Origin of the sequence: Mangrovibacterium lignilyticum (genome assembly GCF_010882175.1) — a bacterium.
Lineage (GTDB): Bacteria > Bacteroidota > Bacteroidia > Bacteroidales > Prolixibacteraceae > Mangrovibacterium > Mangrovibacterium lignilyticum.
Genome location: NZ_WKLH01000001.1, coordinates 213,259 through 237,123, shown reverse-complemented (window position 1 = coordinate 237,123; position 23,865 = coordinate 213,259). Strand labels below are relative to the sequence as shown.

Below are 23,865 nucleotides of genomic sequence, written 5' to 3'. Positions count from 1 at the left end.
CCGAAGCAGCAGGGCGACAAAAAAGCCGGCAGGAAGCCTTTTTTTCCGGCAGGGCGACCCGGAAGTCAGCAGGACGGCTGGTAATCCGGCAGGGCGGCTTTTGCAGGCAGCAGGGCACAAAAAAACTCCGCAGGGTGCGGAGTTTGCTTGTCAGGTCTAATTTTTAGCTGCATGGTGAAATTAATCGAGCTTCCGGTAAACGAAGTTGTCGTAGGTTACTTCGCCTTTGCCAAAGGCAATCAAGCCGGCGCGAAGGCTGAGGAACTCGCCAAAGACATTGTGGTTAAAACCGCTGGCCTCGATGCTGCGTTCCACGCGCTCCCAGTTTTCGCCATCGGCACTGAAGTAGAAGCTCACCTCGTTTTCGTCGTTCAGAATGCGGAGGTAGCCATGATTGCCCAGTTCGTTGGGCACGCTTATTTTACGTTTGCCCCGGTTGTAAACGCTGAAGTTTTTCTCGTTTACCGCGATGTGCATGTTGCCCGCTTCGTTGTAGTAGAGGCACAGGCCGCCGGTTGCTCCGCCGTTCAAGGTAAATTCCACCTGGATCTCGTATTTCCGGTCGCAGGCATTGACCAGCAGCGGCGAGCTGTCGTCGAAGGATTTTCCGTCGGCTTTGAAGACCAATTCACCCTTTTCAACCTTGGCCCGTTCGGGCTTATATGGTTTGAAGAACTGCCAGATCAGGCTCAGCTTGTCCGCGGCAAAATCGTCGCAAAGGCAGTTGTCAATCACTTTCCCTTCTCCGGGAGGTGCCTTGATTGTAGCGGCAGCGTCGACCCCTTCGGGCACGCGGAACCAGCCATCTTCGGTCCACTCAACGGGCAGCATCAACATCTGGCGGCCGAGTGTCCAGAAGTACTTCTCGTAGCCGTGATACATCATCCACCAGTTGCCTTCGGTATCATCCACCAGCGTTCCGTGTCCCTGGTTCCACCAGCGTTCGCTGCGGTCGTTGGTATGCACCACCGGGTTGTAGGGCGAATTTTCGAAAGGCCCGTAAGGCGATTTGGCACGGGCCGAAACCACCATGTGCGCCGTTGCCGGGCCGGCTGTTCCACCTTCGGCCGAAGTGAGGTAGTACCAGCCACCCTTCACGGTCGACTTGGGCGACTCGAGGCAGAAACATTCGGTGCTCCATTCCTTCGGGAATTGCCATCCCTCGTAGTTGAACACCGGTTCGCCGTCGGTAGCCAGCCCGTCGGCAGTCAGCTTCACCACGTAGCCTTTCGAGAGATAGAGATAACGGTTTCCCGCCTCGTCCAGCACATGTCCGGGGTCAATAAAGCCGCTTAGCTTTAAGTCGATGGGCTTACTCCACGGGCCTTCGGGCGAATCGGCAACAACCACCCAGTTGGTGCCTCCTGCCGGGAAGTAGAGGTAGAATTTGCCGTTCACATACACCAAATCGGGCGCCCAAACCGAGCCAACATAGTCGTTCAAGGCGTGCGAAATGCGTTCCCAATGAATGAGGTCTTTCGAGTGCCAGACCAACAAGCCCGGGTAGTAGTCGAACGAGGAGTGGGTGAGGTAATAGTCACTTCCAACCCGCACCACCGAGGGGTCGGGATAGTCGCCGCCCAGCACCGGGTTGGTGTACGTTGAAGCCGGTTGTTGGGCCGAAGCACCAACAGCAAAAAGCAGCAGGACGAAAAGGATTTTGAGTGTTTTCATATTTGTTATTGTTTTCCGGTTACTGAATACTGCGACTGAATACTGATCACTATCGCCATTCAATTTTCAAATCTCTAATCAAGCTAGCGCCGCTGCCCACCGAGCCGGTGTGTTGAACGCTGACACCGCCGAAGGTATTGGGTTGAATGTCGGTTTCCAGATCCACCACGCGTTTCACGTCCGACTCGTCTTGTTCTGAAAAGTAGTCGAACAGGTTTTCGGCATGGGCGATTAGTTTAGTGCCTTTCAGCTCAAGCGTTATCCGGCAGCTGGGGCGGTAGCAGGATGCCGAAACAGGTTCGCTGATTGCTGTGGCTGTGCCGTTCTCGTATTTCATCAGGATGAAGTCGATGGCATCGCCGTATTTGGTTGTGCGGATCAGGCGCAAGGCGTAGCCCTTCATCTGCTCCACATCCATTTTAATACCGATGTCCATATATTGAGCACGGGCCGAGCTGAAACCTTGCCCCGCTGTTTTGGAAGGCACGGCTGTAAAGCTGATTTTCATGTCGCCAAAAACATCGCCAACCGGCTGGTAGCGCAGGCGGGCACCTTTGGTGTTTTGCACCAAACCCGAATCCTGCGCGGCACCGTTAATGCCCGGCCCGTAATACCACGGATCGCGGCTGTTGTCGGCTTCCCATGGCCATTCGCGGGTGTCGGCCGGGGCATAGCTGTCGAGTGCCCAAGAGCCCGGCAGTACCTTTGGCTGGTAAGCTGTTGCCATATTCTCGAGGTTCGGAACCAAGATGTTTGAGTTCTGTGTTACATCGTCAGCGGTGATTGCTTTGGCGTAAACGGTTGTCACCGCTTCGCCCGGATGGCAGCGCAGGTGTTTGGGCGAAACGCTGGCCTTGATGTACCAGCCGATGTCGCCGGCCGAAAGCCCATAGCTTTTCAGCGGTTTGTTGAACCGGGAAACAGCAATCTGAACCGGGTCGGCCCCTTGTGCATCGCTGCAACGGTACCAACTAATCAGCGATTCGTCTTCGTAGGGCATATCCAGCTTATAGTTTACGGTCAGTGTTCCCTGCCCGTCATTGCTGATCGTTGGGGGTTGAAGGAATGCCGGAGCTGGCAGGAACGAGGGAGCAACGGACACGACAGCTGCCGATTCCAGCCCGGATTCCGTTGCGGCATTGATGATCACTTCGACTGTCTCGTCTTTTTCGTTGGTCGGTACAACAAGACAAGTGCCGTCGTTTTGAACGTCCAGTTTCACCAGACCTTCGTACTCCGGTGCCAGCGACCAGTTGACGGTTTCACCTTTTAATTCGTAGTTGCCAAAGCGGTAAGCCGTAGCGGTCAGCAGCAGACTGTCTTTTCCGGTTTCCAGCTTTTGACGCGTTGGCTGTACATGCAGCATGGTTGGTAACATGCTGTAGTCTTTCCCGGTTTCGGCTTCAGCCCTTTTCACCAGTTCTTTTACGGCCATCGGGTCCCAATCGTCGTTGCCGCGCAGCAGGTTATAGGTATTGTAAACGGTTTCGTTATTCAGCTTGAAGCGGTAGGCATTCAGTACTTCTTTGCCCGCCATATCGACGGTTGCGTAACTGTTGTCTTTGTCCATAAATACCGAATCGCCGTTCAGGCTGACGTGATATTGGTAATAACGCGCCTCGGTAGCCGGCAGGTCGCGCCAACCGAGATAGTCGACCAGGTCGCCTTCAAAGCGTGTGTCAATCAGGGCAACCGGGCCGGTTCCTTTCACCAGGTATTGCGGCCCGCGGGTTAGCACATGCATGTCGCTGTTCAGGAAAACAGCTCCGGTGCCTACCGTGTGACCGAATGGCTTGCTGCTGTAGAAATCGAGGGTGCAGTTGAGGTACACGGCAGAGCCATTCAGTGCATCGTCGGTCGATTCGAAGTGACAGCGATCAAACAGCGTGCGCTTGCTCCCCCAAAAGGGACCGGTGTTTAGCCGGCTGATGAAGTTGCAGTTTCGCGCCAAAACTTTGTCTCCGTTCGAGAAAATAAGCTGTGCCTGTACAATTGCAGACCCTCGTTTTTCAAGATTTAACTTCGGGTTGAGTGGGTATTCCAGGTCGATGTTGCAATAGTTGCCAAAAGTGATGTTCTCGGCAGTCAGCCCGTCGCCTTTAATGTTGAATAGGGTAAAGTTCCCTTTCGCGCCCATGGTTTGCCCGCGATTGGCAGCAAGAATTACGTTGTAGGGATTCTCGGACAAACCCCGGAATTTCAGCCATTCACAGGAAAGCTCCATCCCGAAAGGTGTGCTGCTACCTTTTTTGGGAACGCGTACTGCCGGATCATTCGGATCGTCAACCCAATACACCCAGGGAGCAATATAGATCACCATGGGATCGGCCTCAGTCCCGTCGTTCAACTGTGCAACGGCGTCCTGCAAGGTGTTGAAGACATAGGGAAATTGACTGGCTTCGTCGTCGCTCAACGATCCATCCAGGTAAAAAGCTTTCGGACCTAATTCAATTTTTTCGCCTTTATAACGAATGTCGTCTCCCGTGAAGCTTATATCCTTATTCAACGAAATGACTGTTTGAGCCTGCAGTGTGGCTGTAAAACCAATGACTGCCCATAGAAAGAGCATTGTTTTTGATCTGGTTTCTATCCGGTGTTTCATGGGGTGCTATTTTATGTTTGTCAGGTAATTCATCAGGATGTACATGTTTCGGATATAGGCACCCGTTGAAATGTATTCCTGATCGGTGGTATCGTGGTAAGGCGATGTGTCGGTTTCGTCGCCCACAAAGGTGGTGGAAAATTCGGTGGTCGGTTCTTGCTTTGTTCCGTCGCCAATGTAGGGATGGCTGGTCATGGCATGTTTGATGAGCCATCGGTTTTGGTCATCCAGTGAATTGATGATCTCCAAAACGCGATCTTCCGATGGCGTATAATCAAAATTAACCCGGTTTAAATCGTAGTAGGACTGTGGTGTACCTTCGTGTCCGAATTGCCCCGGAAGCAAAGGAGAATTTGCTGTCGCTTCTTTAGCTGGGATAGCGCTCACCCGGGCATATTCGTCTTTCAACTCCTGCAGAGGCACGCCGGATTTTCCACCATAATGGCCGAGCAAATTGGAATCATCTTCGTCGAGGTAGTAGTAGCCGTATTTCACATTTGAACCTTTGCGATGAACGTAGATTGGCTTCTGCGTCGCCGGATCGACAAACATCGGGTATGTTCGGTGCCCGTCAACTTTTTCGGCAGGCAGTTTCACCGATTCCAGCCATCTGATGGCTGCAGGTACGCGCGCCAGGTATCGCGAGTCGCCGGTTAACTTGTAAAAATGGATCAACAACAGCGCATTTTCGCAAGTTGCGCTTGGCAGAAAGGCAGCAGGTTCGTAGGTGCGTGCTCCGGCTGTTTTCATGTCGAGAGTGAGTTGTTGTCCCCAAGCTCCGCAACCATCCTGCGAGAAGAGGTAAAAATCCATTCCTCGTCGGATCGGATCCAGAAAACGCTGTTCGCCCAAGGTTTCGTAGCATTGAATCAGGAAGTGCACATTTTCCCAGGTCACGTCGTCATTGAAGGTGTAAAATGAGGTGTAGTCGGGATGGTTTTGTTTGTTAAAATCGTACATCAACGGATAACGTTGCGGCCATCCACCTTCGGCATATTGACTTTTTAGGATGAAGTCGATGGCCTTATCGAGTGCAGGCTTGAATTTTGGATCGAGTTTTTCCAGGTAGATGCGTAGCAGGAAACGCGCTGCATCGGAGGTCACATCATCGTCGAAGGTGCTGTTGCCGTAGTAATGTTGAAATTCCTCGAGCCGCCAGCCGTTTTTGCCGATGGTTGCATACCAGTGTTTCAGTGACCGGTCGCCGGCAAAGTCGACCAGATAGTTCCAGCCACCTTCGTGACTTTGCCCCCAGATCACGGCAGATGCCGCTTTTTCGGCTGCCTGGTAGTAATAGTCCTCGCCTGTTGCTTCGTAGGCTTGTAAAAAAAGATGGCCCATGCTAATGGTGCCGGGATGTTGCAGCCAAATCATGGTGGGGTAGGCTTCCATCTCTCCCCAACGGCGCGAAAAGTCGGGCAGGTAGTTCCAGAGATAGCCACCGTTGGTGCTCACTTCTTCAACCATGTATTTGGTGGCTTTCAACATGGTTGAAGTTATTTCACCTTTGGATGGTTGTTTTTGCGCGTCGACTTGTATAAATAGCAGAGAGGCTGCAAATAGCAGTAATAGTTTGGTTTGTTTCATCGGTTTTGTTATTTCGGTTCTCAGCCCGCAGGCTTTCGTGGTTAGAATGTCATAAATTCATTTGGTTTAAGTTGGATAGGTGAAATTCTGATTTTGTAAATGACTCCTTTAAACCACGACCGTTTGTCGATGCGCGATCCAATGGAAGTTGCACCTGTTTGGATGGGCAGAAAAGAAAAGTCCTCGGAAAGTTCCTGCTTACCGTTGACAAAAGTTGTAAGCTTTTCGGGCGACACCACAAAGGCGACATGATACCAGTCTCCGAGCGGGTGCGTTAGCTTTTCTTCGATCAGTGCTTTTTTGTTGGTGCCGGATGCGGCGTAGCCATCAAAATACCAGTTTCCGTCAACAGCCCGAAGTTCCAGTAGCATGCGGTCGCCACGGTCTTCACCAATGTGTAGCATCCGTTGTTCGAAAGGCGCTTGCGTGGAGTCGGGGCAGAAAATCATTTCAACTGTGAATTCCGTCAATCCCTTCAGTGGAAGTTCATCCAGCCAGATGCCATCGTTGTCACCATTGAACCAAACGGCTTCACCGTATGGGGAATCGACCAACTTGGGAGAACCGCTTATTTCAGAGTAGGAATTGCTTTGTAGAATTTTGGCCGGAAGCAAACTAACGGACTGGCTTTTTACAGATCCTGTTAGTAGTAGAATGCAGAGTAGAGTCGTAAATGATTTCATTTCTTTTTTTCATTAAAAATACAAGAGATGTTTGGAACTGAAAGGTTAAAAACAGAGATAATCCGCCAATTGCTTGACGGATTATCTCTAAAATAGGTTCTAATGAAGAACATAAATAAGACTATTACTGATCAAATCCGTAACCGTTCGTGATTAATCCGTTTGAAGTCGTAATTGAAGTCGCATTGATTGGTACCAAATAGATTGGAGCACTACCGGCTTGATAGCCCCGAAAAACATAGTCGGAATACTCTTCCTTGTAATCAACTAATGTTTTTCCCCAATCTTTCATTTCATAGCCATCAGCTTCAAGAGCAGTCGCTTCAGTACTACCTGGTTCGATGTGGGTGAATAAACCTTCAATGGCAGTGTTCGTGCCATAATCGTCACCGTAGCTGGCACCTACGCCAGGACCGCCAACGTTTTCCCAGTCATTGTACTGACCTCTCCATCCGGGGAACAATACAGGATCATCCATATCAGGTGCCTGAGTTGTTAAACGGTGGCCATAGGTAGATTTGGCATCAACTTGTTTCGCCCAGACATAGTCAGAAATAATGTTCCCGTTCTCGAATTCATAGTATCCATTGGTCTCCAGACCGCTGATCATATCAGCCAAATTTGCTTTTAGTGTTTCAATCATTTCCGGGAATTTCCCGTTTCTGATCATATCCCATTTACGCAAGCCTTCTCCTCCAAATTCAAGTTTTCTCTCTGTAAGAATTGCATCCAGCAAATCGTCCCCGGAAAGGCTACTGATGTAGTTGTCGACTTTCGCTGTTTGCATATCTGCCGGGAAGGCACGACTACGAATTTGTTTCAACAGTGTTTTAGCGTTACCTTCGTCACCCAAAACAGCGTCAACTTCAGCAAGCATCAAATAAATATCAGCCATACGCATGTAGGGGTTGTTGATACCTGACTTCCGTTGTTTTTGATAGTATGGAGGGCTCATGCGGTTTTCATCCCACTTATTCAATGCCAAACCGCCGGCGGTTTTACTTCCTGGCTGGAAACTAAGCAATATTTCTCGACCCCCACCGGTACTTGCAGTAACAGCCACGGTTGCGTCTCTTCTCATGTCATAAGGATCGAAATCGCCGTAATAGTAGGTCGGATGCATACGGGCCTGTCCATAACTTTTACAAGGGTAGGCATTTGAACCACCACCGCCTGACGGGCGACCGAAGGCATAAGGACGCTCAGAGTTATTACCTCCTTGTGTTTCTGCAATCTCATAAATTGATTCGTCCGATACGGTCAGGTTCTCCATTTGTTGGAATACATATTGGAACGGATTGCCAAATTGTTCGCCATTAGCGCCAACACTTCGCGGATCGGTTTCAATCAACTGGGCTGTTCCCGGATCTGCAATAAGGTTTGTCAGATACGTTTTCGCTTTTTGGTAGAAATCCAGGTAATCAGAACGACGCGTATAAACACCACCGCTGTATTCGCTGCCAATTTGTTCGAATGACAAAGTGTTGCCGTCCATGTCTTTGTAGAAGTCTGAACCTAAGTCAGTACGACGAGTTGCATAACCACCGGCAAACAAGCATAAACGAGCTGCAAGTCCTTCAGCATATGTCCGTGTCATTTTTGTTTTTGGAGAAAATCCGTTTTCGCCTGCGCGGTACATCAATGGTAATATTGAATCCAATTTTGCGATTTGGTATTCATATATTTCATCTCGTGATGTTAAGGTTGAATCGATTTTCAGATTGGAGATTTGGTGAGGTACATCGCCGAAATAACGACAAAGTTCGTAGTACATCGTTGCTCTCATTGTAACAGCTTGCCCGTAAATATTCGACAACGCATTTGGCACTTCTGCATCAACATCATCGGGATAATTGCCAGGATTGATCCATTTGTCATATAATTCGGTTGTCTCGTAGTTGGAAATAAGGATGTTACAACGGGCAATAATGTCATAGGCTTTTTCCCAAGGGGTTTGTGCATAATCGATATTGAACCCGGCTGTCCCGCCATAGTATAAATTTTCGGGGATATGACGAACCTGAGATGAATAGGCTTCAGGGTGTCTTCCCGCATCAGAACCACAGACGGTCAATTCATAAAATAATCCGTTGGAATGGAAGCGGTTATCTCTAAATACTTCGTAAGCCCCGTCCAGATAAGCTTGAGCGCCACCCGGATCGGAAAGCACAAAATCAATGGTCGTGTCGGATAGGGAAGATTGTTCCAGGTAATTGCTGCATGAGGTATATGCGAGCGATGTCCCTATCAATATAAATAAATATAAAATCTTTTTCATGTCTAGGTGTTTTTCTAATTCAATTAAAAATCAACATTTACTCCAAAAGTGTAAGTTCTTGCTCTCGGATAAGAACCAAAGTCAAGTCCGGGAGTTGGATATGATCCTTTTGATTCGTTCGCGTTCACTTCGGGGTCAAGTCCCGAATAACCAGTAATGGTGAATAAGTTTCCTCCAGTTACATAAAAACGCAGTCTCTGAATTTTAGCTTTTTGAGTAATCTGCTTTGGTAAAGTATAACCAACAGTCAATGAATTCAAACGCAGGTAGTCTGAACTTTCAAACCACTTGTCAAGTGTCAATCCAAATTCGTGGTATGGTAAGTGGTATTTGGCATTTGCGTTAAGCGTATTTAATGCATCCGGGTCGGTTACAGCAACCAAGTCGCCTGATGCGTTTACATCGTATACTTTGTAAGCGTCTCTAATGAATCCAAGGCGGTTGGCTCCGAATGAATAGTCTTTGCGACCGGTCGTGTTCAGTAAGCTTGCAATATTATACACATGGCCTCCCATTGCATAGGTGAAATTAGCACTGAAATCGATGCCTTTGTAAAAAGCACTCAATCCAAAACCACCGGTGTGGCGAGGGATAATCTCTCCCAGTTCAACGGCATCATCCGGTGTGATTGTACCATTTCCGTCGGCATCTTTTATTTTCAAAGCACCTGGGAAAATTTGATCATCAATAGCTTCACCGGCGCCATTAACAACGTCGAATGGATTTGGATAGTTACCAATTTGACTAAATCCTTCATAGTAAGGTACGCCGGATTTCAACGTATATTGTCCGGTACCAGCGTTGTAATCGAAGTCATCCGGTGTATAGAAACCGTCATATTGATAACCAATTACAGTACCGACAGGAGTACCTTCTTTAAATAAGAATTCTTTTCGTGGATACGTTGATGTCGAGTTCCAGTCTGTCCCGTAATCGGTGATAATACCTTCAGCCAACTTGTCGATATTGTTCTTATTGTAATTGTAAGTCGCGTTAAAGCTTAATGTGAAATCATCTCGACGGATAATATCCGCTCCCAATGAAATCTCGATCCCTTTGTTCGATGTTTGACCAACATTTTGGTATTGGCTGGTGAACCCTGTTGTTGGATTAACCGGTACCTGACCTAACAGGTCTTTTGTCGTATTCCAGTACACTTCAACGGCACCATAAATGCGGCCATTAAATACACCGTAGTCAATACCAAGGTTTCTTGAGATGGTGGTCTCCCATTTCAGATCAGGATTTGGCAATACACCTTTAGGATCGTAGGTTATAGACCCGTTATCCGCAAAGTTTACCTCATAAAGGGCGTTCCATGCATCATACGGAATGTTATCAGAACCGGCAGTACCGATTGATAAACGCAGCTTCAAGTTGTCGAGCCAGTTTTGCGTGTTCGCCATAAAGGGTTCGTCAGACATTCTCCATGCAAATGCACCTGCCGGGAAATACCCCCAACGCTTATTGGGTGCGAAATTAGATGATCCGTCAGCACGCATCGTAGCTGTGAAAAGATAACGGTCTTTGTACCCATAATTGAATCGGCCGAAAAAGGAAGTCGTGGTAGATGCGGCATCTATATTATTGTAGTAGTAAAATTGATTTTTGTCAATCGCATAAAGTCCACTTGCTTCATCGTAATTGGCATATTGGGCAAATTGGATTTTGGCTATCGCTGTTTCGAAATCAAAGTTTGCCGGCATACCCCAACTACTCATTTCTGATTCTGTATCTTGTGATTTTATCGCTTCAAAACCACCTAATACCGACATATTATGGTCTTCGCCAAGGTTTTTAACTTGCCAGTTTAAGGTTGTCGCAGAACGGTAAGAATGGCTTCTTTTCAATGTTAAGGTAGCTCCTCTATCCCGGATCCTGTTATTTTCATCAGCAAAAGCAACGCCGGCGTCATAATAATGCTGTTCAGAGTTGCCTCTTCCTGCTTCAAATTCAGACCTAAAGGTCACCCCGTCAATAATATCCCAGTTAATATAGCCAACACCATAGAATCCATTTTTATCAGTGATGTCTTCGATATCCATTGTTCGTTTATATGGATCGTATGTTGGATCTAAATTGACGTCGCCATTACCAAACCCGGCCGCTTGTGTCAGATCGCCATGTCCTTTAATGTATTCAGCATCAATCGGGCTAAACAAATAGGCGCTGGACAAGAGTGAACCTACACCGTTTGTGGTACTTTCTCGTCCTTCTGTGCGATTTTGCTGATAGTTAACGATGAATCCAAGTTTTACATCGTCATACAGCTGGTGTTCCATTTTCAGGCGTGCATTGTAACGTTTGTAGCCTGATTTAATCTTGATCCCCTGATCGTCGATCATGTTTAAGTTAAAAGAAATGGTCGTTTTATCTGTGGCACTTGAAACACTGATGTTATGTTCCTGGCTCCACACGTTTCTTAACAGGTCCTGGGTGTAGTCATGAACAGGAACATTGGCATAGTCGGCATAATGGTTACCATATTCGGATCCCAATCCATAGTAACTTGGCATCGCATCGACAGCAGCACCACCGAAAGCAGTCATATAACTCCATTGATGCAAGAGATATTCCTGGGCATTTAAAACATCATTAGTTTTGGCTACTTCTTTATACTGGGCGTAGCTGCTGTAAGAAACCTGGGTCGTTCCTTTTTTTGTATTCAACCCTTTTGTGGTTACCAAAATTACGCCGTTTGCACCTCTGGCTCCGTAAATAGCGGTAGAAGAGGCATCCTTCAATACGTCGATTGATTCAATTTGATCGGCAGGGATACTACTTAATGAAACGCCGGGAACGCCGTCAACGACAACCAATGGATCGTTTGACTGGGTGATGGAACCTCCACCACGAATCCGAATGTTTACCTCTGCTCCCGGACGACCGTCCTGAGATATAACCGAAACACCCGATAGCTTACCCTGGAGGGCCTGGGCAACGTTAGCAACCGGGTTTTGTTTTAATTCTTCACTTTTAACAGAGGAAACAGCACCGGTTAAGTCTTTCTTTTTAACAACGCCGTAACCAATGGCAACAACTTCTTCCAAGCCGATTGTTTCTTCTTCCAATACCACGTTGATTTGTGTTTTTCCGGCAACCGATATTTCCAGCATTTTCATACCAACAAATGAAATTTGAAGGATGGCATCAGCCGGAACATCGCTGATGGTGTACTTCCCGTCAAAATCGGTTATCGTACCATTGCTAGTCCCTTTAACAACAACGGTTGCACCGGGAATGGGTTCGCCGTCTCCGGCTGTAATCACGCCGGTAATTGTTTTCGATTGTTGTGTTTCGGAATACACTTGATTACCTGTTTTTCCTTTGAGAATAATTTGGCGATCAGAAACTTCGTAAGTGATACCGGCTTGACGAGCAACCTGCTCAAGTATGTTTTCCAATGTAGCATCCTGTGCATCAATTGTTACTCGTTGTCCGGCCAGGACCGCATCCTGATACAAAAAGAAGAAATCAGTTTGATCTTCGATTTGTTGAATGACTTCCTGAACGGGAGCATCCTTAAGTTTCAGATTTAGCATTGAATTCTGGGAGTAGGAATTTCCCCAACTGGTTAGAAATACCAGGAATGAAAAGAGAAAAGTAAGTTTCATTTTTCGTAGAATTAACCTGGAACCCTTTCTCGCAAAAGGATCACCCATTCGTGATTTTTTCATAAGTTTGTTACGTTTAGTTATTAGTAAAAAGTAATTTGACTTTTTAAAGCTGGGAGGTGTTGCCGCACCGACCGGCTTTTTAATTTAAGAGATATTCGTGCTGATTAATTTTCTTGATTTTGAGTGTTGATGTGACAGATAAAACACGGAGCATTTCGTCAATGTCATCCTTGAGTTTCAGTTTTCCGGTTATCTTTTTTTGTGCGATCTCAGAATTTTCGATAAATATGTTGACATCGTAGTAGCGTTCGAGTTTGGTAATAATTTTGTGTAGTTCAACGCTTTCGAAATTGATATATCCCAAATGCCATGATGTATAGTTTTCGGTGATAACCTTTTTCAAATCCATTTCATTTGTTGTTTTATTGAAACAGATCATATCATTGGGGGCCATGTCGGTAATTGATTGAAAAATCGTAAACTCGTTTTTGTTAATGTTGACTCTTCCCTCTGCTAAGACAACTTCAATTTTGCTTTCAGTAGGATAAGCCGCAACATTAAAGCTTGTACCAACAGCTGTTACGTTTAAATCGGTGGTTTTTACGATGAATGGTACCTCCGGGTTATGAGCAACATCAAAATAGCCTTCTCCAGCCAAAAAGACTTCTCGTGTTTTTCCCTCAAAAACCGGCGGAAAGATTAAGCGTGACCCCGCGTTTAAAAAGGCAACAGTTCCATCGGCTAAAGTGATCGATGAGTTCTTACCGTAAGGCACAATTAGTTGGTTCATCAGATTGTCACTGTCGATGTTTTGCGGAATAGTATCTTTTTGATCAATAATGATTGTCCCTTTTGGGCTATAATGAACCTGCGAAAGTTTCTCGTTGATAATAATGTTTTTACCATCGGCCAACACGAGCCGGCACACTTCTCCATTGTAGTATGAAATATTCGCAAATTGACGGCTCATATCGTCAAGAGCAGAACGGTATTTGCCCTGCATGAAAAACAAACCAATGCCAAAAAACAGGATCGCGATGGCCGCATACCTGAAACCTGTTAAAGCGAAATGTTTTGCTTTTTGGATTTGTTTCTTTTTGTTGATTTTTTTCAAGATCTCTGGAAGCGCTGATTCAATTCGGCTGACAGAAAATTCTTGCTTTGATTTTAACTGAAGTAGAATGATCCTGGCTTCACGAATAAGTTCGATCTCTTCAGGATTGTTCTTTTGAAATTCTTCCCAGTAACGAGTATTGCGTTTGGAAGGCGCATACACCCAGCGCACAAAATCAGTGTTTTCGAGATAGGTTAGAAATTTATCCATAGTTTGTGTTCGTTACCAGGTATATGGTCTCCAAACAGCAGAAACATGGACGGAATTTTTTAACTTTTTTTAATAAAAAAAGCAATTAGTGTGTTAAGATCCTTGTAGTCAAGTGATTTTCGAAGCGATTTCATGGCTCTGTAGATCTGCTTTCGAGCCGATTCAACTCCAATTTGGAGTACTTGAGCTAACTCAGGGTAGTCTAATTCCTCTTCAAATTTGAGGTAAATAATCTCTTTTTGTTTTTTTGATAATTGCCCAATTGCTTCAGATAATCTTTCATTCGTCTCTTTTTGATCTTCAGAACTGATGATATTCTCCTGCGGATCGTATTCAATATTGAAATTCAGGTTGCTGAAATTGTCTAACCCAAGCGTTGGAAGCCTTTTCTTTTTCTCGATTTTTTTGAGCAGGTTATTCTTTAGGGATACAAATAAATAAGCTTTCAGATCTTTAATGCCGCCGGCAAGCTTTTTGCGCTTCAAAAACAGGTCAACGAATACTTCCTGCACAGCGTCGTCTACCAACTGGTCATCAATATTGAATTTCTTTCCGTAAGAGAAAAGATTCTTAGCATATTGGTTGTACAGTTGCGTAAAAGCACTTTCGTTCCCATTCAGAAAGGCTTGCCAAGTGTAATCATCTGCACGAGTATTTTTATCTGGCATGTGCTCTTTCAGGTTTACATTGTTGCAAATATAACATTCCTCGGGTTTCACAAGGAATTATTTGTTAAATTGAAAGCTGCTTTGTGATAAGATTGGTGGGAGTAATTCAAAAAGTTATCTAACTTTAAAAAGGCAAATTCGATTGTATGGAAAGAAGGGATTATTTAATGGATCAAATTAACGAGATTGGACTTTTTATCGCGAAGTTGCTCGGACGTTTGAGATTGCATGAACTAGAAAACGAAGAAGACCAGATGCTTAGTGAAGCCAAGGATGCTTTGACAGTACAGTTTGGCTGGGAGCTGGAAGATCTTCTGTTTATGGAGAACGCTCCATTTATCAGTTTAATGGAAGAAAATTTGCTGGCAGAGCAACATTATGAACAATTGTCCGAAGTTTTTCATCTGTTAGGAGACCATGCTTTAGAACATCAAACTTTGCTTCGTAAAGAATTGTATTACCAAAAAGCGCTGTGGTTGTTGCAATATGTTGACCGTCAAAGTTCTGATTATTCAATGGTCAGGAGAGATAAAATAGTAAACCTCGAGGTTAAGATAAAGTATTAAAGTTTCGCACCATTGGTTAACACCGTTGAAAGACCATCTTCTAACCTGAATTCAGCGATCTCAATACCAGATTCTTTTAGGGCAGCAGAAAAGCCTTCGTTCATCATTCTTCCTGCTGTCAGCGGAAATTCAAGTAGCAGCGGGTAATTGTCCGAATTATCTGGATTCTTATAAAATTCGATGCAGGTATTTAGTTTCATTGATAAATAAATACGGCAAGCCATCGGGCGCGCTGCATAGACCGTGCATGAACCGTTTTTTAACAGTGGGCAAGGACTTTTGTATTTCAATACTTCTTCATGCGAAAGTTTTTCAGTCGTCGCTTTTTTTTCTTTCGCCTTCTTTTTTACTTCTTCCTGTTGATCAGGAGTGAAATTTTGAGAAATGAAATTTCCCAGGTAATGGAGTTCAAAGGAATTGGCATAGACAGCTTGATGGCAACAATATGCGCATCCGTTCTTACAGTCTACCGTTACGTTTTCTTTTTTAGCCATTGCCAAAATGGAGTCAATTAATCCATCGATGGCTTTGTAGGCTTCATTAACGCAATCTAAAAATGCTTTTTCATTCGTTTTGTTCTCTGCCGCTTGTTTTCCTAACTGGAAACCGTCGTCAAAAAATAATTTCTCGTGTTCCGTGAGATTCTCCAGACTCATAATCGCAAATTTTATGTTGCTAAATTACAATATTCATTCAGACTTTCGCATTAATGATTAGAAATGGTAGACGCGGTGCTTATATTAGGTGTTTACACAAAAATTGATCGGTCAAAAGTGCAGCTAATAGTTACTTGTAAATACAAGTTTGCCATGTGAACCCAGATAAAAGTATTTAGTACGCTTTTGCTCTTGTTGTGTTCGTGCGTGTTTGTGTGTTGTTTATGAGCTGCTTAGCTAGTTTTGTTGAAAAGGGATATTTGACGATTTCTAACATTCAGTTAAAATTAATTTGTTTTTATGATTTTGAATGTTGATATTCGCATTGAACTAAACTAGTGTCAAAGAAGCTTTCGTTTTTGATTGCAAATTTGACATTTTGAAACAGGTAAACTGACATAGTCTAATTGATTATTAATTCCCTGACTCAAATTACTGATATACGAAGTGAATATTTTCCTTGCGAAAAGTAAGATAGAACTTTAGATATATTTATTTTTTTTAACTACTACACTACTACTACAATGAAAAACTCGTTTATGAACAGAGTTCCGCATGACGGAACCGTTCTGTTGATGTATGAAGACATCGGCAAATCAACTTCACCGGGAGTGTCGTCCCGAAAATTTGATAGAAAATCAAATCCAATTTTTATTTCGAGAATCAAAATTTAAAGCTTAGCGGAATTGTGCATTCAATTTCCGGTTGTTGTGCTTTGTTTGGTTCAGAAATAGATCAAACATGTAATTTGTAAGTATCGATCTGTATTCAGAATCTTCTGACGGTTTTTGAAAACTAGCTCTTCAAAGGTAGTTGTTTGATTAATCGCATAAGCTGAATTAAAGATCCTTATCTGCTATTGCCCAACTGTCGGATTTTGTAAGCATGTAGTTTTAATCTAATGCTTAGATTATTAGGTTTTTAAACGAATCAGAACCCAAAACAAATTTTATAGCTATGCTGATCTAACTATTTAAATGCTTATGAAAAAAACAAAAAGTTTGACAAAAATTCTGAGCGTTTTAATGCTTGTACTCGTTTTGTTTTCCTGTGAAAACGAAATGGATAAGCATTATGCTGCTCCGGACTGGTTAAAAGGTAGTGCCTGGGAGGTGCTTGAAGGTCGGGGAAATTATTCCATTTTTCTGGAAGGTGCCGATTTAGCCGGATTTAGACCAATTTTGGAAGGCAAGAGTTTGGTGACCGTTATGGCTCCGGACGATGAAGCTTTTGCTGCCTACCTGTCGCAGGAAGGTAAAACATCCATTGCAGATTTTACGGAAGGTGAACTTCAAAAACTAATCGGATTTCACTTGATGTATTATTCTTACTCACAAGACAAGCTTGTGAACTTCAGACCAGCAGATGGTGACGGAGCAACGGAAGAAGAGACAGATTTTGCTGCCGGTTTATATTATAAACATCGTACGCGCAGTTACGAGGCACCAACGATGGAACAGGACACCGATGGTGTTGATGTTTTAGTCTATCACAACGAGGCCATGTTGCCGGTATTTTCCTACAGAATGTTCGATACAAAGAATATAGATGCAACTTATAACTATGAGTATTTCTATTCGAATTCAACTTGGACAGGCAGTCAGGGATTTAACGTTTCAAACGCTTCGGTATCTGAATATGAAATCATTGCAAGTAATGGATACTTATATCTCGTTAATCAGGTTGTTGAACCATTGAATACCATTCACACAGAATTGGAAAACAGACCTGAGTATTCGACTTATTTGGAATTATACGACTCGTATGAGTATTACGAGCTCGACGATCAGCTGACAACTGACTTCGGAAACGGAACCGATTTATATCGCCACTTGCACGAATATCCGTTAGCCAATATTGCTGCGGAATGGCCAGTTTCGAATTATCGGGCTATTCAGGCGAATTCCGGCTTGGCTTACAGTACTTTTGCTCCTTCAAATGCAGCCTTCGATGCGTTTATGACTGACTACTGGATACCTGGAGGATATAGCTCATTGAGCGACGTGAATAGCATTGCTATTCGGTATTTAATCCAGAATAGTTATTACGCTGATGCCATTGTCTTCCCCGAGGAAATTACAAACGGAGAAGTGATTAACAGTTTCGACGCAGTCATCAATTTTGATGTAAATGCAGTTCCTGCAGAAAACAGGGTTGTTTGTCAAAACGGTGTTTTCTACGGTTTAGAAGAATTGGTGCCACCGGGCATGTACAGTTCTGTAACCGGACCAGCTTTCCGTTACAAAAATCTTTCCTGGTATTTATATATGCTTGATCCAACAGATCTTTTGGTTAGCCTTTCAAGTAACGAAGCTAACTTCACCATGTTGATTCCGGATACAACACAAATGCTGAATGGCGGAATGGGCCTGGAGGGAGAAGAGTTGTGGTCGTCTGATGATGGTGACTATGCTGCAATGAGTACTTCAGCCATGATTCAAACCGTAAACTTGCATACAGTAACCGGTAATCAGGCTATCTCAACCAGTGGAACCCAGGTTCTTCGGACGAACATTCCTTACACTTATTGGTATGTGAAAGATGGAGAAATAACAACAAGCGTGCTGTATAACGAATATTTTGAGAACCCATCAGCCTCAGTAGATTTTTATGGTTTGACGAAGACAAACTACAATGGTTCTGATTGGACGAACGGAAAAGCATATACTTATGCGAGTCCTGAGATTTTCAGACCGCTGTTGTCAACCAGCTCAATGCAGTATCGTTTGGCAATTACCCAGGATGCGACTTACGACTACTATCAGTTTTCTAAGTTGTTGCGCGATGCCGGTGCTGTAAATTCAGCCGATGGTACAATTAATTTCCTGAATGGTGTACGTTGTGTGGCTTTTGTTCCGACTAACGATGCAATTGTGACAGCAATCGCCGCCGGGAAGATTCCTGGTGTTGAGACGGATGGAACAGTTTCAAATCAAGGTTTATTAAAATCATACCTGGCTTGTTATTTTGTTCCAACGGAGGACAACGGGATGACTACATACCCTTATGTCGGTTCTGGAGTCAATGGTGAATATGGTACTTCGTTGTTGACCAGTGATGGTACTTCTATTTTCAATGCACCTTTGAATATCATCGATGACGGATCATCATTGAGTGTTCAACTCGGAATGGACCTTTTCGAAAAAGGTGAGACTCCGGTTGTTGATGTCATTCCGGACTTCGACTACTTCCCATTTTCATACGGAGACGGTGGCGTTCATTACATTGACGGAGTACTTTAATCACAAAACGATTGGATTATGACTTGGTCAAATAATAATACCCAGATCACTCAGTTGACAGGCAAATTATCTGCTGTTAGAAAAATTAGTATTTCTCATGAAACCGATTCACTATGAATAAAACAAAATATTTAATCATCGTCTTTTTACTCCTGTTTTCGGGAATACTTCAGGCGCAGACTTCCAAAGTTCTGTCCGGTCGGGTTTTTGAAATGGTTAATGGAGAAAAGCAACCCATACCCGGGGCAAACGTGGTGGTGGCCAACGACCAAAACCGCTTCCTGACCGGTGTCGCAACTGGACCCAGCGGAGAGTACAACTTTCGCGTTCCGACCAATGAAGATAATTTGAGTATTATTTTCTCCTTCATTGGTTTAAAGAGTAAAAAAATTGAATATACCGGTCAGCCAACCATCGATGTTGTGTTGGAGTCGGAAGACAGACAGGTTACCGAAGTTGTCGTTCAGGGACGCCATGTCGACCGTGTAACCGGTATTACTCAAAAGCAACAAACAGCTGCAACACAGCGCGTCGAAATGGATGAGATTATGGCCGTTTCGCCGGTGAACACACTGGAAGAAGCTCTGCAGGGACAATTAGGTGGAGTGGACATTATCTCGGGTGGTGACCCCGGTGCCAAAAGTTCAATCCGTATTCGTGGTACGAGTACGCTGAATGCCTCAGCTGATCCATTGATCGTAATTGACGGTATTCCTTATTCAACAACTGTTGATGATGACTTTAGCTTCGCGACGGCAAATGCTGAGGACTTTGGTCAATTGGTGAATATTGCTCCAACTGATATCGAATCGATTGAAGTGTTGAAAGATGCTGCGGCGACAGCCATTTGGGGTACTAAAGGTGGTAACGGTGTTTTGATGATTACCACCAAAAAAGGTGCTCGCGGAAAAACAAGATTTAACTTTTCATCTAAGGTTACAACCCGTTTCGAGCCGGATCCAATTCCAATGCTGGACGGTAACCAGTATGTTGCTTTAATGCAGGATGCCATCTGGAACACAGCGAACGCACGGGGATTGTCAAATTCTCAGGACTTGTTGTCATTGCTGTTCGATACACCTGAAATCAACTACAGCCCGAACTGGCGTTATTTCGATGAGTACAACCAAAATACAAATTGGCTGGACGAGGTTCGCCGAACTTCTATTATAACAGATAACAACTTCTCAATGTCGGGTGGTGGTGATAAAGCGATTTACCGTTTTTCAGTAGGTTATCTGAATGACCAGGGAACAACAATCGGAACGTCACTGGATCGTTTTACTTCGCTGTTGAGTATCAACTATAACTTTTCACAGAAATTACGTGTTGATGTAGATTACAGTTTTACGCAAACAGAAAAAAACGCCAACTACGACAGTGGAGCCAGCAGTTGGCGTAATGCACGTGGTGAAGCGATGGCAAAAATGCCCAATAAAAGTCCATACTGGATTGATGAGGCAACGGGTGAACGGACCAATGAATACTTTTCTCGCCAGAATTCGGATGAATTCCAGGGAGCGTTTACCGGACAGAAAAATTATAACCCGGTTGCTCTGGTTAATGAAGGGTTCAACACTTCGTCAATTCGCGAAAACCGGATCACTTTCCGTTTGAATTATTATATGACTCCTGAACTGACTTATACCGGTTATACCAGTATGAAGTTAAGCACTAACCGCAATGAAAAGTTCTTGCCTCAAGTTGCCACCGGTGTAACGGGTGTAAGTACTTATGCGAATCGTAGTACCGATGCTGTTTCGGATGGGTTTAACCTGATTACCGAAAACAAATTGTTATTCCGCAAAGACTGGGAATCGAAACATAACCTGGTTGCCATGGGCTTATTGAGAACCGAGCAAAACCAGGGATCCAGCTATTATAGCGCTATTTCTGGGGCCGCCTCAGCAGGGTTGGCCGATCCGACCACAGGAGGTGCAGTGGTTGGTGCAGGTTCTGGTTCGTCTGAGACCCGCTCAATATCAGCAATCTTAAATGCTCACTATACTTTTATGGAGCGTTATATGCTTAACGCTACTGTGAACTACGAAGGAAACTCAAGCTTGGGTAAATCAGAACGGTTTGGTATGTTCCCTGCAGTGGGTTTAGCGTGGCAAGCCCAGGAAGAGGAGTTTATTAAAAGTTTGGGATGGGTTGATCAAGCCAAAGTTCGTTTGAGTTACGGGGCTTCAGGTCGCTCACCGAGCGGAGCATCTCCTTACATTGGATCATTCCAGGCATTAGGCGAAAATTACATGGATATGACGGCGATTGCGCCAATCAAAATCCAGCTGGATAATCTGAAATGGGAAACGTCGCGCGAACTTGACTTCGGTGCAGACTTCATTTTCATGGACAATAAATTCACCTTTACCTTCGACTGGTACAAGAAGAAAACAGATGATCTGTTACAAAAGGATGTGAAAATTCCGGCATCTACTGGTTTCACGACCATTAAATGGTACAACTCGGGTGAGATTACCAATACCGGTATTGAATTACGTGTTAACTACGAGATCTTCAAAAATACAGACTGGCGCGTTTCGGTTAATGCCAACATCAACCGTAACGTCAATAAAATTGTAACTCTTCCGGATAACCTGACACAGGAAGCATACACCTTCGGAAACGGAAACTACGCGCAACGTTTGGAAACCGGTGTGCCGGTTGGTTCATTCTATGGCTACAAATACGAAGGAGTCTACCAGAATGTTGAAGAGACCTATGCACGCGATGCTGGCGGAAATATCATGAATGATATTGAGGGTAGTCCAATTGTCACTCAAAACGGACAGCTGGAAGTGTATCCTGGTGATGCCAAATACACAGACACGAACAATGACGGTGTAATTAACCAATACGATATTGTATACCTGGGTAACAGTATGCCGGTATTCACCGGTGGTGGTGGTTTCCAGGTGAAATATAAAGCGTGGACTTTAACGACTTTCTTCCACGGTCGTGCCGGACAAAAGGTAATTAACCAGGGAAGAATGAACAGTGAGTCAATGTACTCTCGCGATAACCAGAGTACGGCTACTTTGAAAAGATGGAGAAGCGAAGGTGATAACACCGATATTCCAAGAGCGTTGTACAACTACGGATATAACTTCCTTGGTTCAGACCGCTTTGTGGAAGATGCCTCTTACATCCGTCTGAAAACTCTATCATTAAGTTACAACATGCCTCGGGATTTCGTTCATAAGTTGGGCATGTCGAACCTGAACGTTTTCGTGACAGGATACGACTTATTTACCTGGACAAAATATGCCGGACAAGATCCGGAGGTGAAAATGCCGAGTGCAACCAATGCTTTGGTAAAAGATGAGTCCAATACACCTATCTCAAGACGTTTTGCTCTTGGTGTGAATATTAACTTCTAATGGAGGATTCGAATTTATGAAAAAGTTTAAATACATAGTTTTATTAGCAATCCTGGCCTTTCAGCTTACATCGTGTAGTGATTGGCTGACTGTCCTGCCTGAAAACGAACAGGTAAGCGACGAATACTGGACCTCAAAAGAAGAAGTAGAATCCGTGTTGGCTTCGGGATATGTTTACTTACGCGACGCGGTGCCTTACCTGGTCCGCTGGGGTGAACTAAGAGCCGGAGCTATCTACACGCCAGTTGGAGGTAATGTAACCGGCGGTGATTTACAGTCTTTTCAGGTGACTCCTGACGACTACTACATGTGTACCTGGGCTCCTTTGTATAAGGTAATCAATATGGCGAATTCAGTTATTGCCAATGCCGAAGCTGTTTTGCAACGCGATGAAACCTTCGACGAGGCGGTTATGAACTCTTACCTGACAGAAGCCTACTACCTGAGAGCTTTGAGTTATTTCTACATCATTCGCAACTGGCGCGATGCTCCGCTGATTACCGAACCCTACGAAACCGACAGGATCAGTTACGAAAGGGAAAAATCATCGGAAGCGGAAATTATTGCTCAGATTAAAGCAGATATAACTGTTGCTTTGGGGACCGGTGCTGCGAAAGAAAAATACGAAGACGAATGGGCCACTAAAGGACGGGCCACTAAGTGGGCATTGCATGCATTGATGGCTGATGTTTGTCTTTGGAACGAAGAATATGATGCAGCGATTCTACACTGTAACGAAATATTAGATGCTACATCTTCTTTCCGTCCGGTACTGGTAACAGACCCTACCAAATGGTATGAACTATTTTACCCCGGAAACAGTAACGGCTCAATCTTCGAGATCAACTGGGACCAGGGAACTTATGACCAGACCAACAGTTTGGCAACGATGTTCGGAAATGGTAGCCCTCTTTACTATTATACAGGGCAAATGTTAACGGACTGGATTGACGAAACCAACTTAACCGGAGCTAACGATGCCGTTCGTACGCTCTATGGTGGTTATGTTGCTGATGTATCATCAGCTGATAATTACCCGGATGCAACGACTGGCTATATCTGGAAATACAGTGGTATTGGTTTGCAGGATCAGGTTCGTAATAGTGTGAACGAGCAAGACCCCAATTACATTATATACCGGGTTGCAGACATCATGTTGATGAAAGCTGAAGCGTTGATATCGATGAGCTCTGATACGGAGAGTTGGAGTGTAGCCATCGACCTGATTAACGAAATTAGAACCCGCTCTAATCTTCCAATCCTCGAACCTGTATTGGAAGAATTGAGTGAAGGAGATATGTTGGAATTAGTATTGCACGAACGCAATATGGAATTAGCCGGCGAAGGAAAACGTTGGTATGACCTGGTTCGTTTAGGCAAGCGCGATGGGTATACTTACCGTAACCGATTCCTGATTGATATGGTTGTCGACTATAACAACACGGCTAATCCAGCTTGGATTCGCTCTGTATTGAATAACGACGATGCGATCTACCTGCCGATTGAAACAAGTGAACTGGAAAACAACAGAAAACTTGTGCAGAATCCTTATTATGATGTATTAAACTAAAAGGAAGCCAAGATT

General features: G+C 44.5%; 13 protein-coding genes. 4 read left to right on the top strand and 9 right to left on the bottom strand.

All coding sequences use genetic code 11. The features are described 5' to 3' along the window. Window positions 1-180: 180 nt before the first annotated feature. The 8 genes from GJV22_RS00815 to GJV22_RS00780 all read right to left on the bottom strand — a co-directional run bounded on the left by GJV22_RS00815 (window position 181) and on the right by GJV22_RS00780 (window position 14,433). On the bottom strand, window positions 181-1,737 hold the full coding sequence (locus GJV22_RS00815; RefSeq protein WP_205461710.1) for a family 43 glycosylhydrolase: 1,557 nt from the start codon (window positions 1,735-1,737) through the stop codon (window positions 181-183). Continuing rightward, on the bottom strand, window positions 1,724-4,276 hold the full coding sequence (locus GJV22_RS00810) for a PemB family protein (protein ID WP_163707343.1): 2,553 nt from the start codon (window positions 4,274-4,276) through the stop codon (window positions 1,724-1,726). The genes GJV22_RS00815 and GJV22_RS00810 overlap by 14 nt, the downstream gene beginning before the upstream one ends. Before the next feature lie 6 nt (window positions 4,277-4,282). After that, window positions 4,283-5,863: a pectate lyase gene (locus GJV22_RS00805; RefSeq protein ID WP_163707340.1), complete on the bottom strand. Its 1,581-nt coding sequence runs from the start codon at window positions 5,861-5,863 to the stop codon at window positions 4,283-4,285. Window positions 5,864-5,904: 41 nt separating this feature from the next. Next, on the bottom strand, window positions 5,905-6,546 hold the full coding sequence (locus GJV22_RS00800) for a LamG domain-containing protein (protein ID WP_163707337.1): 642 nt from the start codon (window positions 6,544-6,546) through the stop codon (window positions 5,905-5,907). 124 nt (window positions 6,547-6,670) lie between these two features. Further along, the gene (locus tag GJV22_RS00795) at window positions 6,671-8,824 is read right to left on the bottom strand and encodes a RagB/SusD family nutrient uptake outer membrane protein (RefSeq protein WP_163707334.1); all 2,154 of its coding nucleotides are present in this window, start codon (window positions 8,822-8,824) and stop codon (window positions 6,671-6,673) included. A gap of 23 nt (window positions 8,825-8,847) precedes the next feature. After that, window positions 8,848-12,438, bottom strand: coding sequence for a TonB-dependent receptor (locus GJV22_RS00790; protein WP_205461709.1), 3,591 nt, complete (start codon window positions 12,436-12,438; stop codon window positions 8,848-8,850). Window positions 12,439-12,580: 142 nt separating this feature from the next. Continuing rightward, entirely contained in the window at window positions 12,581-13,765 is a 1,185-nt protein-coding gene (locus GJV22_RS00785) for a FecR family protein (RefSeq protein ID WP_163707331.1), read from the bottom strand. Window positions 13,766-13,824: 59 nt separating this feature from the next. Next, a complete protein-coding gene (locus GJV22_RS00780) occupies window positions 13,825-14,433 on the bottom strand; it encodes an RNA polymerase sigma factor (RefSeq protein ID WP_163707328.1) in 609 nt (202 codons plus the stop codon). Window positions 14,434-14,579: 146 nt separating this feature from the next. Here GJV22_RS00780 and GJV22_RS00775 point away from each other — a divergent pair, with 146 nt between their 5' ends. Beyond that, window positions 14,580-14,999, top strand: coding sequence for a hypothetical protein (locus GJV22_RS00775; protein ID WP_163707324.1), 420 nt, complete (start codon window positions 14,580-14,582; stop codon window positions 14,997-14,999). Here GJV22_RS00775 and GJV22_RS00770 read toward each other — a convergent pair. Further along, window positions 14,996-15,655 (bottom strand): YkgJ family cysteine cluster protein, encoded by a 660-nt coding sequence (locus GJV22_RS00770; protein WP_163707321.1) that lies wholly within the window; start codon window positions 15,653-15,655, stop codon window positions 14,996-14,998. The two genes, GJV22_RS00775 and GJV22_RS00770, sit on opposite strands and share 4 nt — an antisense overlap. Window positions 15,656-16,638: 983 nt before the next feature. On the opposite strand from GJV22_RS00770, the gene GJV22_RS00765 reads away from it, so the two are divergent. The 3 genes from GJV22_RS00765 (at window position 16,639) to GJV22_RS00755 (ending at window position 23,850) form a co-directional block, all read left to right on the top strand. Further along, window positions 16,639-18,897: a fasciclin domain-containing protein gene (locus GJV22_RS00765; RefSeq protein ID WP_163707318.1), complete on the top strand. Its 2,259-nt coding sequence runs from the start codon at window positions 16,639-16,641 to the stop codon at window positions 18,895-18,897. A gap of 113 nt (window positions 18,898-19,010) precedes the next feature. Continuing rightward, a complete protein-coding gene (locus GJV22_RS00760; protein ID WP_163707315.1) occupies window positions 19,011-22,280 on the top strand; it encodes a SusC/RagA family TonB-linked outer membrane protein in 3,270 nt (1,089 codons plus the stop codon). A gap of 16 nt (window positions 22,281-22,296) precedes the next feature. Beyond that, window positions 22,297-23,850 (top strand): RagB/SusD family nutrient uptake outer membrane protein, encoded by a 1,554-nt coding sequence (locus tag GJV22_RS00755; protein WP_163707312.1) that lies wholly within the window; start codon window positions 22,297-22,299, stop codon window positions 23,848-23,850. The last annotated feature ends 15 nt before the right edge of the window (window positions 23,851-23,865 follow it).